Source organism: Pseudomonas sp. WC2 (assembly GCF_050586545.1).
Classification (GTDB): Bacteria; Pseudomonadota; Gammaproteobacteria; order Pseudomonadales; family Pseudomonadaceae; genus Aquipseudomonas.
The window spans coordinates 333,050-348,909 of sequence record NZ_JBOBDR010000001.1 but is presented as its reverse complement, the minus strand read 5'-3'; the positions used below and the strand labels follow the sequence as shown (position 1 = coordinate 348,909).

Annotated in this window: 14 protein-coding genes; 8 read left to right on the top strand and 6 right to left on the bottom strand. The window is 60.4% G+C overall.

Annotated elements, in window-relative coordinates:
* The first annotated feature begins 93 nt into the window (after positions 1–93).
* Genes ACQ4OE_RS01665 through ACQ4OE_RS01640 form a run of 6 tightly spaced genes read left to right on the top strand, consistent with a single transcriptional unit; the run spans position 94 to position 4,626 of the window.
* On the top strand, positions 94–552 hold the full coding sequence (locus tag ACQ4OE_RS01665; protein ID WP_430945428.1) for a hypothetical protein: 459 nt from the start codon (positions 94–96) through the stop codon (positions 550–552).
* Positions 549–1,745 carry a beta-ketoacyl-[acyl-carrier-protein] synthase family protein gene (locus tag ACQ4OE_RS01660; protein ID WP_430945427.1) on the top strand — a complete coding sequence of 399 codons (1,197 nt, stop codon included), beginning with the start codon at positions 549–551 and terminating at the stop codon, positions 1,743–1,745. Before ACQ4OE_RS01665 ends, ACQ4OE_RS01660 begins: the two co-directional genes overlap by 4 nt.
* On the top strand, positions 1,742–2,206 hold the full coding sequence (locus ACQ4OE_RS01655) for a hotdog family protein (protein WP_430945426.1): 465 nt from the start codon (positions 1,742–1,744) through the stop codon (positions 2,204–2,206). The genes ACQ4OE_RS01660 and ACQ4OE_RS01655 overlap by 4 nt, the downstream gene beginning before the upstream one ends.
* On the top strand, positions 2,199–2,927 hold the full coding sequence (gene fabG / locus ACQ4OE_RS01650) for a 3-oxoacyl-ACP reductase FabG (RefSeq protein ID WP_430945425.1): 729 nt from the start codon (positions 2,199–2,201) through the stop codon (positions 2,925–2,927). Before ACQ4OE_RS01655 ends, fabG begins: the two co-directional genes overlap by 8 nt.
* Positions 2,927–4,162, top strand: a complete 1,236-nt coding sequence (locus ACQ4OE_RS01645; RefSeq protein WP_122593909.1) for a beta-ketoacyl-ACP synthase — start codon at positions 2,927–2,929, stop codon at positions 4,160–4,162. Before fabG ends, ACQ4OE_RS01645 begins: the two co-directional genes overlap by 1 nt.
* A gap of 20 nt (positions 4,163–4,182) precedes the next feature.
* The gene (locus tag ACQ4OE_RS01640; protein WP_430945424.1) at positions 4,183–4,626 is read left to right on the top strand and encodes an excinuclease; all 444 of its coding nucleotides are present in this window, start codon (positions 4,183–4,185) and stop codon (positions 4,624–4,626) included.
* A 49-nt stretch (positions 4,627–4,675) separates the two neighbouring features.
* Here the strand turns inward: ACQ4OE_RS01640 and ACQ4OE_RS01635 are convergent, their stop codons facing one another.
* Together ACQ4OE_RS01635 and ACQ4OE_RS01630 are read right to left on the bottom strand one after the other, a co-directional pair.
* Positions 4,676–4,963, bottom strand: coding sequence for an addiction module antidote protein (locus ACQ4OE_RS01635; RefSeq protein WP_400775781.1), 288 nt, complete (start codon positions 4,961–4,963; stop codon positions 4,676–4,678).
* Positions 4,960–5,265 (bottom strand): type II toxin-antitoxin system RelE/ParE family toxin, encoded by a 306-nt coding sequence (locus ACQ4OE_RS01630; protein ID WP_430945423.1) that lies wholly within the window; start codon positions 5,263–5,265, stop codon positions 4,960–4,962. The genes ACQ4OE_RS01635 and ACQ4OE_RS01630 overlap by 4 nt, the downstream gene beginning before the upstream one ends.
* Before the next feature lie 128 nt (positions 5,266–5,393).
* Between ACQ4OE_RS01630 and ACQ4OE_RS01625 the strand changes: the two genes are divergently transcribed.
* Entirely contained in the window at positions 5,394–5,831 is a 438-nt protein-coding gene (locus ACQ4OE_RS01625) for an excinuclease (RefSeq protein ID WP_430945422.1), read from the top strand.
* A gap of 104 nt (positions 5,832–5,935) precedes the next feature.
* Here the strand turns inward: ACQ4OE_RS01625 and ACQ4OE_RS01620 are convergent, their stop codons facing one another.
* The gene (locus ACQ4OE_RS01620) at positions 5,936–6,838 is read right to left on the bottom strand and encodes a LysR substrate-binding domain-containing protein (RefSeq protein WP_430945421.1); all 903 of its coding nucleotides are present in this window, start codon (positions 6,836–6,838) and stop codon (positions 5,936–5,938) included.
* Between the two features lie 118 nt (positions 6,839–6,956).
* On the opposite strand from ACQ4OE_RS01620, the gene ACQ4OE_RS01615 reads away from it, so the two are divergent.
* The gene (locus ACQ4OE_RS01615) at positions 6,957–8,231 is read left to right on the top strand and encodes an MFS transporter (protein ID WP_430945420.1); all 1,275 of its coding nucleotides are present in this window, start codon (positions 6,957–6,959) and stop codon (positions 8,229–8,231) included.
* Positions 8,232–8,407: 176 nt separating this feature from the next.
* Here ACQ4OE_RS01615 and hemE read toward each other — a convergent pair whose 3' ends face one another.
* The 3 genes from hemE to gltB form a co-directional block, all read right to left on the bottom strand.
* On the bottom strand, positions 8,408–9,475 hold the full coding sequence (gene hemE / locus ACQ4OE_RS01610) for a uroporphyrinogen decarboxylase (protein ID WP_430945419.1): 1,068 nt from the start codon (positions 9,473–9,475) through the stop codon (positions 8,408–8,410).
* A gap of 252 nt (positions 9,476–9,727) precedes the next feature.
* Entirely contained in the window at positions 9,728–11,146 is a 1,419-nt protein-coding gene (locus ACQ4OE_RS01605) for an FAD-dependent oxidoreductase (RefSeq protein WP_007909438.1), read from the bottom strand.
* Between the two features lie 33 nt (positions 11,147–11,179).
* On the bottom strand, positions 11,180–15,625 hold the full coding sequence (gene gltB / locus ACQ4OE_RS01600) for a glutamate synthase large subunit (RefSeq protein ID WP_430945418.1): 4,446 nt from the start codon (positions 15,623–15,625) through the stop codon (positions 11,180–11,182).
* Positions 15,626–15,860: the final 235 nt, after the last annotated feature.

The following is a 15,860-nucleotide window of genomic DNA, read 5'->3' as shown; positions in this document are numbered from 1 at the left end:
GGGCGAGCCAGCCTATTTGTTGAAGGTGCCGGCGTCTTCGCGAGCAGGCTCGCTCCCACAGGGTCCGCGGTGTGGCGATTTTTTGTGCTTGGCATGGTGCTTCTGTTAAGTGCCTGCGCCAGCCAGCCGCCGCTGCCAGCGGGCAATCCAACATTGCCCCTGCCCCTGCAACTGCACATCGAACGCCTGCAAGCCGAGCAGCGCCAGGACTGGCTGCTGGTGATCCAGCGCGAAGGCCCGGGCATTCGCTGGTCGATGATGGATCCGCTGGGCATTCCCCAGGCGCGTCAGCAACTGATCGATGGGCATTGGCAGGCCGATGGCCTGTTGCCGCCGAACCCGGAAGCGCGCGAACTGTTTGCCGCGCTGTTGTTCGCCCTGACCCCGTCCGGCGAACTGTTGCGCAACTATCCAAACGCGCAACAACAGGCCGGGCAACGCTCCCTGCAAGCGCGTTGGGACATCCGTTATGCACAACCGTTGAGCTTCGAATTGAACCTGCCTCAAGGCCCGCACTATCGCGTTTCCCCCCTCGGTGAATCGACGCCATGACCGCTTACCTGAATGCCCTCGGGGTCATTTGCTCCTTGGGCCGCAACAAGTCAGAAGTCGCGCGCAATCTGTTTGCCGGTGACTGCTCGGGCATGCGCCGCGAGTCGGGCTGGGTGGCCGAGCGTGAGTTGCCTGTGGCCAGCGTCCAGGGTGAACTGGCGCCAATCCCGCCGGCACTCGCGGATCAAAGCAGCCGCAACAATCAGTTATTGCTCGAAGCGGCCCTGCAGATTGGCGATGACATCGATCAGGCGATCCACACGTATGGTCGGGAGCGCATCGGTGTAGTGCTCGGCACCAGCACCTCGGGCATCGACGAGGCCAGCCGTGGCTTGGCGCACTACATTCGCGAGCAGCAGTTCCCGGCTGAATACGATTACCGTCAGCAGGAACTTGGCGCACCGGCGAATTTCCTCGCCGACTGGCTGCAACTGAGCGGCCCGGCCTACGTGATCTCCACCGCTTGCACCTCCAGCGCCCGCGCCCTGATGAGTGCTCAGCGCCTGCTCGATCTGGGCTTGTGCGACGCGGTGCTGTGCGGCGGCGTCGACAGTTTGTGCAAGCTGACCCTCAACGGTTTTTCGTCGCTCGAAGCGGTGTCGGACGAGCGCTGCAATCCGTTTTCGGCCAATCGCAACGGCATCAATATCGGCGAGGCAGCGGTGTTGTTCCTGATGAGCAAAGAGCAAGGCGACGGCCCGGCCATCGCCCTGCTCGGCGCGGGTGCCAGCTCCGACGCGCACCATATTTCTGCCCCTGAACCGAGCGGTCGCGGCGCCCTGCAAGCGATGCACAAAGCCTTGGGCCGTGCCCATCTGCAGGCCGCGCAAATCGACTATCTGAACTTGCACGGCACCGCCACCCAACACAACGACGCCATGGAAAGTCTGGCGGTCGCGGCGTTGTTCCCCGAAGGCGTGGCGTGTTCGTCGACCAAACCGATGACCGGCCACACCCTCGGCGCTGCCGGCGCGCTGGAAGCGGCGTTCTGCTGGCTGAGCCTCAGCGCCGATAATCCCGCTCATGCCTTGCCGCCGCACGTCTGGGACGGCCAGCCCGACCCGACGCTGCCACCCCTGAAGTGGGTGACCCGCCACGAACGCCTGACGTCCATTGCACCTCGCTATCTGATGAGCAATTCGTTTGCCTTCGGCGGCAATAACGTCAGCCTGATTATCGGAGACGCCCCATGACTGACTGGCCGCTCGCCGAGCTGCTGCCCCATGCGGGCGACATGATTCTGATCGAAGGGATCACAAGCTTCGACGATGAACAGATCTACACCACGCTCACGGTCAAACCTGACGGCCTGTTCAGCCTGCCCGACGGCAGCCTGCCGGCGTGGGTCGGCATCGAATTGATGGCGCAAAGCGTCGCCGCGTTTGCCGGTTGCCATGCGCGCCAGAAAGGCAATCCGGCGGAGTTGGGCTTTCTGCTCGGCACGCGCAAGTTCGAGTGCAATGTCGAGGCGTTTCCCATCGGCAGCGAATTGACCATTCATGGCATCCGCTCGCTGGAAGACGACAACGGCATGGGCGTTTTCGAGTGCCATATCCATGGGCCCGGCATCGAAGCGAGTGCCCGGCTGAATGTGTTCCGGCCGCCTCAGGCGGCTGATTATCTTGTGCAAAAAAAGGAGTCGAACGATGACTGAGTCCGTATTGGTCACCGGCTCCAGCCGTGGCATCGGCCGCGCCATTGCCTTGCGTCTGGCCCAGGCCGGGCACGATATCGTCTTGCATTGCCGCAGCGGCATGGCTGAAGCGCAAGCCGTTCAGGTAGAAATCGAAGCGCTGGGCCGCAAGGCGCGAATTGTGCAATTCGACGTTGCCGAGCGCGAATCCTGCAAAGCCATTCTGGAAGCCGACGTCGAAACCCATGGCGCCTATTACGGCGTGGTGTTGAACGCCGGGCTGACCCGCGACGGCGCGTTTCCCGCGCTGAGCGACGACGATTGGGACGTGGTGCTGCGCACCAACCTCGACGGCTTCTACAACGTCCTGCACCCGGTGATGATGCCGATGATCCGTCGTCGCGCCGCCGGTCGCATTGTCTGCATCACCTCGGTGTCGGGGCTGATCGGCAACCGTGGCCAAGTCAACTACAGCGCCTCGAAAGCCGGGGTGATCGGCGCTGCGAAAGCATTGGCGATCGAGCTGGGCAAGCGCAAAATCACCGTGAACTGCGTCGCGCCGGGCCTGATCGACACAGCGATGCTCGACGAAAACGTGCCGGTGGAAGAATTGATGAAAATGATCCCCGCGCAACGCATGGGCACGCCTGAAGAGGTGGCCAGTGCGGTGAATTTCCTGATGTCGGCGGAAGCCTCGTACATCACCCGCCAGGTTCTGGCGGTCAACGGAGGCTTGTGCTGATGAAGCGCGTCGTCGTCACCGGCATGGCCGGCATCACCTCGCTGGGCAGTGACTGGCAGACCATCGCCGGCAACTTCGCGGCCAACCGTAGCGGCATCCGACGGATGGATGAGTGGGATCGCTTCAGCGAACTCAATACGCGTCTGGCCGGGCCTATCGATGATTTCGTCGTGCCGCCGCACTGGACGCGCAAGCAACTGCGCAGCATGGGTCGGGTCTCACGACTAGCGGTCGGCGCAGCAGAAAAAGCCTTGGCCGACGCTGGTTTGCTCGGCGATGAATCGATCAAGGATGGGCGCATGGGCGTGGCCTGCGGCTCGTCCACCGGCAGCACCGACGAGATCAAAGCGTTCGGCAACATGCTGCTCAACTCGGTAGCTGAAGGCCTCAACGCCAACTCCTACGTACGGATGATGCCGCACACCACCGCCGCCAATATCAGCATCTTCTTCGGCCTCACCGGGCGCTTGATCCCGACGTCCAGCGCCTGCACCAGCGGCAGCCAGGGCATCGGTTACGCCTACGAGGCGATCAAGTTCGGGCGCCTGCCATTGATGCTCGCCGGCGGCGCAGAAGAACTTTGTCCGACCGAAGCCATGGTCTTCGACGCTCTCTACGCCACCAGCCTGAAAAACGATGCACCGCAGACCAGCCCGCGTCCGTATGACAAGGGTCGCGACGGTCTGGTGATTGGTGAAGGCGGCGGCATGCTGGTGCTTGAGGAACTGGAACACGCCCTCGCGCGCGGTGCGCACATCCACGCCGAAATCGTCGGTTTCGGCAGCAACGCCGACGGCCAGCACACCACCCGCCCCGAGCAAGTGACCATGCGCCGCGCCATGGAACTGGCGCTGGAAGACGCCGGGTTGACGCCGGACGCCATCGGCTACGTCAACGGCCACGGCACCGCCACAGAACAAGGCGACATTGCCGAAACCCTGGCGACCAGCAGCCTGTTCGGCGAACGCATGCCGATCAGCTCGCAGAAGAGCTTCCTCGGCCACACGCTCGGCGCCTGCGGTGCGCTGGAATCGTGGTTCAGCATCGAGATGATGAATCGCGACCAGTACGTGCACACGTTCAACCTCGACGAGGTCGATCCGCACTGCGGCAAGCTCGATTACCTGCGCGGTGAATTCCGCCAGATGCACCACGACTACGTGATGAACAACAATTTCGCTTTCGGTGGCGTCAACACCTCGTTGATTTTCCGCCGCTGGCCGCAACCGAATTAATCCAGGTCAAGGAGACCTCCATGCACTGCAAAAAACTCGCTGTCGCCACCCTGCTGCTCTGCGCCCTGCCAGCGGTCAGCCAGGCCCGTGACACGGCGGTCTACCTGCCCCTCGACAAAGCCGTCGCCGAAGCCACCCGCTCCGGCAAAATCGATGGCAGCGTGAAATTCTACCTGGCCGGCAACACCCCGGCCGGCAAGGTCACCGTGGTCAGCCCCGGCGCCGTGACCAACAAGAAAACCAACGCCTTCAACAAGTCCGACGCCGAGGCCTGCGAATGGGTCGCCCAGTCGGCCATCATCAGCCTGCACCAAGCCGCGAAAAACGCCGGCGCCAATGCCGTGACCAACATCGTCAGCTTCTACAAGAGCAACGAGCGCAAGGATGCGCAGACCTACGAATGCCACGCCGGCGCGATCATGGCCGGTGTTGCGTTGAAGGGTGATCTGGCCAAGGTTCAGTAACCGCCAGAAACGACAAAGGGCGCCTTTCGGCGCCCTTTGTCGTTTTGATTCATGTGCTGGCGTGCAACTTAAGACCTAATGCTCTGATGACTTTGAGGATTGTCCCGAACTCAGGATTTCCTTCGCCTGACAATGCGCGATACAGGCTCTCGCGTGAGAGGCCCGCGTCTCTCGCGACTTGTGTCATGCCGCGTGCCCGAGCGATAGTACCAAGCGCCTTGGCGATGAACGCGGGATCATCCCCTGCCTCTTCCATGCAAGCATCCAGATAGTTAGCCATGTCCTCTTCTGTCTTGAGGTACTCGGCAGAGTCCCAGCGAGTGAATTTTTCGGTCATGGATTTTGCTCCTGCCAAGACTTCGCTAGCAGCCTGGCTTGTTTGATGTCTCGAGGTTGACTGCCTTTATCCCCACCACACAGAAGGATGATCAGTCGACGGCCCTGTTGCATGAAGTAAACCCGATAGCCCGGGCCGTAATCGATTCGGGCTTCGACTATTCCCTCTCCGATGGTTTTCACATCGCCAAGATTTCCATCGGCCATGCGGTCAATTCGTGCCTGAATTCGCATCCTGGCGCGACTATCAGTCAGCTTCAAGAGCCAGCTGGAGAATGTTGAACTTCGAAGAACCTCTGTCATGCGAGCGAATGTAGCTCATGAGCTACATTCGCTCAAACCGGATATGTTTGCAAGTGATACACCGTGTCTACACTCGCTGGTTAAGGAAAACGATCTATCCAATGTGCTAGGACGTCAAGGAGATGACCATGCAAGTGAAAGCCCTGATCGCCGCCATGTTTTTCGCTCTTCTGCCCAGTGCCAGCCATGCCACCAACCTCATGTACATGCCGTTCGAAACCGTGCTGTCGGATGCCATGCGTGCCGGGCGGCTGGATGGCAGTGTGAAGTTTTATCTGGTCGGTAATGGACCGCAGGGCACTCAACAGTTGCTGCGTCGCGGTGTGGTCAGTGACCTGAGCACCAATGGTTTCAACAAGAGTGATCACGATTCCTGCGAATGGGTGTTGCAGTCGAACCTGATCAAGTTGCAGGCCGACGCGAAGCGGGTCGGGGCGAATGCGGTGGTCAATATCGTCAGTTATTACGACCAGCATGTGCGCAAGGATCTGAATACGTACGAATGCCGGGCGGGGATTTTTGTCACGCGGGTGGCGTTGAAGGGGGATCTGGTGCGGCTGCCCTGAAAGCTGCAGTGTTCAAGCGTACGCCTTCGCGAGCAGGCTCGCTCCCACCTTGGAATGCGCTCCCCTGTGGGGGCGAGCCTGCTCGCGATTTGATTGCGCAGCAATCAGCCTTTTGAAGGCTCTACCTTGCGCGTGAGCAGCTCAACAAACGCCTTGGCCATCGGTGATTTCTGATCCTTGCGCTGAACCAGCCACACTGCAGACACTGCCTCCGGATCGAGCAACGGTCGATAGACCACGCCATCGATGCGCATCCGCTGGTAGGACGCCGGCAGCACCGACACTCCCAGCCCCGCTGCGACCAGGCCGATGATGGTCATCGCCTCCCCTGCTTCTTGGGCAAAGTGCGGGCTGAACCCGGCATCGCGGGCCAGACTCAGCAATTGCGCATACAGCCCGCTGCCGTAGCTGCGCGGAAAGAACACGAACGGCTCCAGCGCCAGCGCCGAGAGGAACAGCCCTTCTTCACTGCCCTGCGCCAGCGGATGCTTGGAGCTGAGTACGGCCACCAGCGGCTCACGCATCAACTCGACCACGCTCAACGAATCCGGCAACCCCAGCGGACGCATGATGCCCACCTCGATCGACTGGTCGACCAACGCATCCGCGACCATCGTGCTGCTCATCTCGCGCAGGTTCAGATGCACCGCCGGAAAACGCTGACGAAATGAAAAAATCGCCTGGGGAATGGTCGAGTTGAACGGCGCCGACGAGGTGAAACCAATCTTCAGCTCACCGAGTTCACCGAGCTGCGCACGCCGGGCGACGTCCGCCGCTTTGTCGACCTGCGCCAGCACCAGGCGCGCCTCCTCCAGAAACAATCTGCCCGCCTCACTCAGCTCGACCCGACGATTGGTCCGTTCGAACAGTCGCGCGCCGACTTCCTGCTCCAACGCCTGAATCTGCTGGCTCAGCGGCGGCTGGGAGATGCCCAGCATCTGTGCGGCACGGCCGAAATGCAGTTCCTCGGCGACGGCGATGAAGTAGCGCAGATGACGAAATTCCATGGATATCCCATTAGGTCGTTAAAGCTATCAAACAGGTCGAACAATATATTGGATAGAAACATTAGCCAGCTATATGATTTTTTCATTGCCTGCCTGGCCGTGCCCTCCGAGGTCTGAAGTGAAAACTGCTGTTGCGCCCCTTGCCCATGAAGTCCCGCCTGCTGCGGCGGACGATGTCGTTGCCGAGCTGCAAGAGATCTACATCGAAAAAGGCACACCGATGTTCATGCGCACAGTACTGGCGCTGTTCAGCGGCGGTTTCGCCACGTTTGCCCTGCTCTACTGCGTGCAGCCGATGATGCCGCTGCTGTCCCACGAGTACGGGATCAACGCGGCGCAGAGCAGCCTGATCCTCTCGGTGGCCACCGGCATGCTCGCCATTGGTCTACTGATCACCGGGCCGATTTCCGATCGCGTGGGGCGCAAACCGGTGATGGTTGCCGCGTTGTTTGCAGCGGCGCTGTGCACCATGGCCAGTGCGATGATGCCGAGCTGGCATGGCGTGTTGATCATGCGCGCGTTGATCGGGCTGTCGTTGAGTGGGCTGGCAGCGGTGGCGATGACCTATCTGAGTGAGGAGATTCATCCTCAGCACATTGGTCTGGCGATGGGTTTGTACATCGGTGGCAACGCAATTGGCGGGATGAGCGGTCGGTTGATTACCGGCGTGCTGATCGACTTCGTCAGCTGGCACACGGCGATGCTGGTGATTGGCGCTCTGGCGATGATTGCGGCCGCGGTGTTCTGGAAGATTCTTCCGGAGTCGCGCAACTTCCGCTCGCGCTCGCTGCATCCGCGCAGCCTGCTCGACGGCTTCACCATGCACTTTCGCGATGCCGGTCTGCCGCTGCTGTTTCTAGAAGCGTTCGTGCTGATGGGCGCGTTCGTCACGCTGTTCAACTACATCGGCTATCGCTTGCTGGCGGCGCCGTACAACCTTGATCAGGTATTCGTTGGCTTGCTCTCGGTGGTGTACCTGTCGGGGATCTACAGTTCGGCGAAGATCGGTTCGCTGGCGGACAAACTGGGGCGGCGCAAAGTGCTGTGGGCGACGATTGCGCTGATGTTTGCCGGCCTTGCATTGACGATGTTTACACCGCTGTTGCTGGTGATTGTCGGCATGCTGATTTTCACTTTTGGCTTCTTTGGAGCGCATTCGGTGGCGAGTAGCTGGATCGGCCGGCGCGCGACCAAGGCCAAGGGGCAGGCGTCGTCGTTGTACCTGTTCAGTTATTACGCCGGGTCGAGCATTGCCGGCACGGCGGGCGGGGTGTTCTGGCATCTAGGCGGCTGGAACGGGATCGGCCTGTTTATCGGTTCGTTGTTGCTGATCGCGTTGCTGGTGGCGTTGAAGCTGGCGAAGTTGCCGCCGCTCGGTGGCGTAAAGGCCTGACACAAAACCCAATGTGGGAGCGAGATTGCTCGCGAAGGCGATGGATCAGCAAGATTTGCATCAACTGACCCAATGCTTTCGCGAGCAAGCTCGCTCCCACAGTGGATCTGTGTCTGACGTTGAATCGTGGAAACAAAAACGCCCGGCATGAGCCGGGCGTTTTTTTTGTCTGGCGATCACTCGTGATACTGCGCCGACAGCTCATGCACCGCGCGCAAAAACGCACCGGCATGTTCCGGATCAACCTCAGGTGTGATGCCATGGCCGAGGTTGAACACGTGACCGCTGCCCTTGCCGTAGCTGGCCAGAATGCGCCCGACTTCAGTGCGGATCGCTTCCGGTTTTGCGTAGAGCACGGTTGGGTCCATGTTGCCTTGCAGGGCAACCTTGTCACCGACACGGGCGCGGGCGTTGCCGATGTCGCAGGTCCAGTCCAGACCCAGTGCGTCGGCGCCAGCCTCGGCGATGCTTTCCAGCCACAGGCCGCCGTTTTTGGTGAAGAGGATCACCGGCACTTTGCGACCGTCGTGTTCGCGGATCAGCCCGCTGACGATTTTCTTCATGTAGGCCAGCGAGAACTCCTGGTACGCCGCCGCCGAGAGGTTGCCGCCCCAAGTATCGAAGATCTGCACCGCTTGCGCACCGGCCTCGATCTGGCCGTTGAGGTACGAGGTCACCGACTGCGCCAGTTTATCCAGCAGCAGGTGCATGGCTTGCCGGTTATCGTAGAGCATCGCTTTGGTCTTGCGGAAGTCTTTCGACGAGCCGCCTTCGACCATATAGGTCGCCAGGGTCCACGGGCTGCCGGAGAAACCGATCAACGGCACACGACCGTTCAGCTCGCGACGGATGGTGCTGACCGCGTCCATCACATAGCCGAGGTCTTTGTGCGGATCAGGGATCGGCAAGGCTTCGATATCGGCGAGGGTGCTGACGACTTTTTTGAAGCGCGGGCCTTCACCGGTCTCGAAGTACAGGCCTTGGCCCATGGCATCGGGGATGGTGAGGATGTCGGAAAACAGGATCGCCGCGTCCAGTTGTGGATAGCGGTCGAGCGGTTGCATCGTGACTTCGCAGGCGAATTCCGGATTCATGCACAGGCTCATGAAATCACCGGCCTGGGCGCGGCTGGCGCGGTATTCCGGCAAATAGCGACCGGCCTGACGCATCATCCAGACAGGGGTGACGTCTACGGGTTGCTTGAGCAGGGCGCGGAGGAAACGGTCGTTCTTCAGGGCAGTCATGTCGGCATCCGGAAAAAAAGTGCGGGCATTTTCTCAGAGCGCGACGCAAAAGGCACGGATGCAGGTCAGCCTTTTGTCTATCGGGTCAATTTATCGCGTCGGAACGGGCTATCAGCAACACAGAGAAACAAATGTGGGAGCGAGCCTGCTCGCGAAGAGGTCGGCCCATCCAACATTTAAGTTGGCTGACAGACCGCTTTCGCGAGCAGGCTCGCTCCCACAGGTTTATTGCGCTTGGCTCAGGAGCCGGGTTTAGACGCCTAGGTAATCAAGGATCCCTTCGGCGGCATTGCGGCCTTCGAAGATTGCCGTCACCACCAGGTCGGAACCGCGCACCATGTCGCCACCGGCAAAGATTTTCGGGTTGCTGGTCTGGTGCTTGTACTGACCTTGCTCAGGTGCAACGACGCGGCCCTGGCTGTCGGTCTGGATTTCGAACTGTTCGAACCACGGCGCCGGGCTCGGGCGGAAACCGAACGCGATGACCACGGCGTCGGCCGGGATGATCTCTTCGGAACCCGGGATCGGCTCTGGGCTGCGACGGCCACGGGCATCCGGTTCGCCGAGACGGGTCTCGACCACTTTGACGCCTTCAACCTTGTCTTCACCGACGATAGCGATCGGCTGGCGGTTGTAGAGGAATTTCACGCCTTCTTCCTTGGCGTTCTTCACCTCTTTACGCGAGCCGGGCATGTTGGCTTCATCACGACGATAAGCGCAGGTCACCGATTTGGCGCCCTGACGGATCGACGTGCGGTTGCAGTCCATCGCCGTGTCGCCGCCGCCGAGTACCACGACCTTTTTGCCTTTCATGTCGACGAAATCTTCCGGCGACTTTTCAAAGCCCAGGTTGCGATTGACGTTGGCGATCAGGAAGTCCAGCGCGTCATAAACGCCCGGCAGGTCCTCACCGGCAAAGCCGCCCTTCATGTAGGTGTAAGTGCCCATGCCCATGAACACCGCATCGTACTCGGCGAGCAGTTGTTCCATGGTCACGTCTTTGCCGACTTCGGTATTCAGACGGAATTCGATGCCCATGCCGGTGAAGACTTCGCGGCGATTGCTCAGCACGGTCTTCTCAAGCTTGAACTCGGGGATGCCGAAGGTCAGCAGACCGCCGATTTCCGGGTTCTTGTCGAACACCACCGGGGTCACACCGCCACGCACCAGCACGTCTGCACAACCCAGACCCGCCGGGCCTGCACCGATGATCGCGACACGTTTGCCGGTCGGTTTGACCTTGGACATGTCCGGGCGCCAGCCCATGGCGAACGCGGTGTCGGTGATGTACTTTTCGACCGAACCGATGGTCACCGCGCCGAAACCGTCGTTAAGGGTGCAGGCACCCTCGCACAGACGATCCTGCGGACAGACCCGGCCGCAGACTTCCGGCAGGGTGTTGGTCTGGTGCGACAGCTCGGCGGCCTGAAGGATGTTGCCCTCGGCCACCAGCTTCAGCCAGTTGGGAATGAAGTTGTGCACCGGGCACTTCCATTCGCAATACGGGTTGCCGCAACCCAGGCAGCGGTGGGCCTGATCGGCCGACTGCTGGGGTTTGAACGGTTCGTAGATTTCGACGAACTCTTTCTTGCGTTGACGCAACAGTTTCTTCTTCGGATCTTTGCGCCCGACATCGATGAACTGGAAGTCGTTATTCAGACGTTCAGCCATTGTTAAAACCTCATCAAACTCTTCAGGCGCATATCACTGCGGGTTGGCACGAGTGCTGGAAAGCAACGATTTCAGGTTGGCAGCCTTCGGCTTGACCAGCCAGAAACGGCGCAGGTAGTCATCGAGGTTTTCGGCGAGTTCACGACCCCACTCGCTGTCGGTTTCCGCGACGTACTCGTTCAGCACGTTTTGCAGGTGGCTGCGATAGGCTTCCATCGCCTCGCCGCTGATCCGCTGGATTTCCACCAGTTCGTGGTTGACCCGGTCAACGAAGGTGTTGTCCTGATCGAGCACGTAGGCGAAACCACCGGTCATGCCAGAGCCGAAGTTGTAACCGGTCTTGCCCAAAACAGCGACAAAACCACCGGTCATGTACTCACAGCAGTGATCGCCGGTGCCTTCCACAACCGTGTGGGCACCGGAGTTACGCACGGCGAAACGCTCGCCTGCGGTGCCGGCGGCGAACAGCTTGCCGCCAGTCGCGCCGTACAGGCAGGTGTTGCCGATGATGGCGCTTTCCTGAGTCTTATAAACGCTGCCCTTCGGCGGCACGATGGTCAGCTTGCCACCGGTCATGCCTTTGCCGACGTAATCGTTGGCGTCGCCTTCGAGGTACATGTTCAGACCACCGGCGTTCCACACGCCGAAGCTCTGACCGGCAGTGCCCTTGAAGCGGAAGGTGATCGGCGCTTTCGCCATCCCCTGGTTGCCGTGCTTGCGGGCGATTTCGCCGGAGATCCGCGCGCCGATCGAACGGTCGCAGTTGCAGATATCCAGGTCGAACTCGGCGCCGCTCATGTCGTTGATCGCCGACGAGGCCATCTCGACCATTTTCTCGGCCAGCAAGCCTTTGTCGAACGGCGGGTTGCGCTCAACCCCGCAGAACTGCGGTTTGTCCGCCGGGATGTGATCGCTGCCCAACAGCGGCGTCAGATCGAGGTGATTCTGCTTGGCGGTCTGGCCTTCGAGGATTTCCAGCAGATCGGTGCGACCGATCAGCTCTTCGAGGGAGCGCACGCCGAGCTTGGCCAGCCATTCACGGGTTTCTTCGGCGACGTAGGTGAAGAAATTCACCACCATGTCGACGGTACCGATGTAGTGATCCTTGCGCAGCTTCTCGTTCTGCGTTGCAACGCCGGTGGCGCAGTTGTTCAGGTGGCAGATACGCAGGTATTTGCAGCCCAGCGCGATCATTGGCGCGGTACCGAAGCCGAAGCTTTCGGCGCCGAGGATCGCTGCCTTGATCACGTCGAGGCCGGTTTTCAGGCCACCGTCGGTCTGCACCCGGACTTTGCCGCGCAGGTCGTTGCCGCGCAGGGTCTGGTGGGTTTCGGCAAGGCCAAGTTCCCACGGTGCGCCAGCGTATTTGATCGAGGTCAGCGGCGAAGCACCGGTGCCACCGTCGTAGCCGGAGATGGTGATCAAGTCCGCATAGGCCTTGGCCACACCGGCGGCGATGGTGCCGACGCCGGCTTCAGCTACCAGTTTCACCGAAACCAGCGCCTTCGGGTTGACTTGTTTCAGGTCGAAAATCAGCTGCGACAAGTCTTCGATCGAGTAGATGTCGTGGTGTGGCGGCGGCGAAATCAGGGTCACGCCCGGCACTGCATAACGCAGCTTGGCGATCAAACCGTTGACTTTACCGCCCGGCAGTTGCCCGCCTTCGCCCGGCTTGGCGCCTTGCGCGACCTTGATCTGCAGCACTTCGGCGTTGACCAGGTATTCCGGGGTTACGCCGAAACGGCCAGTCGCGACCTGCTTGATTTTCGAGCTCTTGATGGTGCCGTAACGTGCTGGATCTTCACCACCTTCGCCGGAGTTCGAACGCGCACCGAGGCGGTTCATGGCTTCGGCCAGGGCTTCGTGAGCTTCCGGCGACAAGGCGCCCAGCGAGATACCGGCGGAGTCAAAGCGCTTGAGCACCGATTCCAGCGGCTCGATTTCACTGATGTCCAGCGGCGTGTCGAGGGTCTTGACCTTGAACAGGTCGCGGATCATCGATACCGGACGGTTGTCCACCAGCGAGGTGTATTCCTTGAATTTGGCGTAGTCGCCCTGCTGCACAGCGGCTTGCAGGGTGTTGACCACGTCCGGGTTGTACGCGTGATATTCGCCACCGTGAACGAACTTCAGCAGACCGCCCTGCTGGATCGGCTTGCGCGGACTCCAGGCTTCGCTGGCGAGTGCTTTCTGCTCGGCTTCGATGTCGACGAAGCGCGCACCCTTGATGCGGCTCGGCACGCCACGGAAGCTCAGGTCGCAAACTTCTTCGGACAGGCCAATGGCTTCGAACAATTGTGCTCCGCGGTACGAAGCGATGGTCGAAATGCCCATCTTCGACAGGATCTTCAGCAGACCTTTGGTGATGCCTTTGCGGTAGTTCTTGAACACCTCGTAGAGGTCGCCCAGCACTTCACCGGTACGGATCAGGTCGCCCAGTACTTCGTAGGCCAGGAACGGATAGACCGCCGAGGCGCCGAAACCGATCAGCACGGCGAAGTGATGCGGATCGCGTGCGGTTGCAGTTTCAACGAGGATGTTGGAATCGCAACGCAGGCCTTTTTCGGTCAGACGGTGGTGCACGGCACCGGTCGCCAGGGATGCGTGGATCGGCAGCTTGCCCGGAGCGATATGGCGGTCGCTCAGAACGAGCTGGGTACGCCCGGCGCGCACGGCTTCTTCAGCCTGATCGGCAACGTTGCGGATCGCCGCTTCGAGGCCAACGCTTTCGTCGTAGTTGAGGTCGATGATCGCCCGTTCGAAACCCGGACGGTCGAGGTTCATCAACGAGCGCCACTTGGCCGGCGAGATCACTGGCGAGCTGAGGATCACGCGCGAGGCGTGTTCCGGCGACTCCTGGAAAATGTTGCGCTCGGCACCGAGGCAGATTTCCAGCGACATCACGATCGCTTCACGCAGCGGGTCGATCGGCGGGTTGGTGACCTGCGCGAACTGCTGACGGAAATAGTCGTACGGCGTGCGCACACGCTGGGACAGCACGGCCATCGGCGTGTCGTCGCCCATCGAGCCCACGGCTTCGTAGCCTTGCTCGCCGAGCGGACGCAGAACCTGATCGCGCTCTTCGAACGTGACCTGATACATCTTCATGTATTGCTTGAGCTGATCGACGTCGTAAAACGCCGAACCGTGATCGTTGTCTTCCATGGTCGCCTGGATGCGCAGAGCGTTCTTGCGCAGCCATTGCTTGTACGGATGACGGGACTTCAGACGGTTATCGATCGCGTCGGTGTCGAGGATCTGTCCGGTTTCGGTGTCCACGGCGAAGATCTGGCCAGGGCCGACACGACCTTTGGCAATCACATCTTCCGGCTTGTAGTCCCACACGCCGATTTCCGACGCGAGGGTGATGAAACCGTTGGTAGTGGTGACCCAACGCGCCGGGCGCAGACCGTTACGGTCGAGCAGGCATACCGCGTAGCGACCATCGGTCATGACCACGCCGGCCGGGCCGTCCCACGGCTCCATGTGCATCGAGTTGTACTCGTAGAACGCACGCAGATCCGGGTCCATGGTTTCGACGTTCTGCCACGCAGGCGGAATGATCATCCGCACGCCACGGAACAGGTCGATGCCACCGGTGACCATCAGCTCGAGCATGTTGTCCATGCTCGAGGAGTCGGAACCGACACGGTTAACCAGCGGGCCGAGTTCTTCCAGATCCATCAGATCGTTGGTGAACTTGGTCCGACGGGCCTGCGCCCAGTTGCGGTTACCGGTGATGGTGTTGATCTCGCCGTTGTGGGCGAGGAAGCGGAATGGCTGAGCCAGCGGCCATTTCGGCAAGGTGTTGGTGGAGAAGCGCTGGTGGAACACGCAGATCGCGGTTTGCAGGCGCTCGTCACTCAGGTCTGGATAAAACGCGGCCAGATCGGCCGGCATCATCAGGCCTTTATAGATGATGGTCTTGTGCGAAAAGCTGCAGATGTAGTGGTCGGAGTCGACAGCATTAGCCACCGACGAACGACGACGCGCACTGAACAGCTTGACCGCCATGTCCTGATCACTCAGGCCTTCGCCGCCGATGTACACCTGCTCGATCTGCGGCAAGCGCTCAAGGGCCAGGCGGCCGAGGACGCTGGTGTCGATTGGCACTTTGCGCCAGCCGATCAGTTGAAGGCCTTCAGCGAGGATCTCGCGGTTCATGTTTTCGCGAGCGGCTTCGGCCTTGGCCGGATCCTGGTTGAAGAAAACCATGCCCACCGCATATTGCTTGGGCAGCTCGACGCTGAAGGTTTCCTGGGCAATGGCTCGCAGGAACGCGTCAGGCTTCTGAATCAGCAGACCGCAACCGTCACCGGTCTTGCCGTCGGCATTAATCCCACCGCGGTGGGTCATGCAGGTCAGGGCCTCGATGGCCGTTGTCAAAAGGGTATGACTGGGTTCGCCCTGCATATGGGCTATCAGGCCGAAACCGCAGTTATCCTTGAATTCATCTGGTTGGTACAGACCTGCTTTCATAGACACTTTCTCACCAGGCTGCCTCTTCTCGAGGCAAATTTCTTTTCAATTCAACCACTTGCATCCCGCGCCGAACGTACGCCGGCTTAGCAGGGGCAAAAGGGTGGTCATTGTACACAGCGACACAGAGGCTCACAAATTTGACGACGAAATGTCGCAAATTCATGTCGCATTTGTGAAAGGTTTAAAGCGATCTGCTGTGCTAGTCAAAACTTTTTTAATTCTGACTGCAACG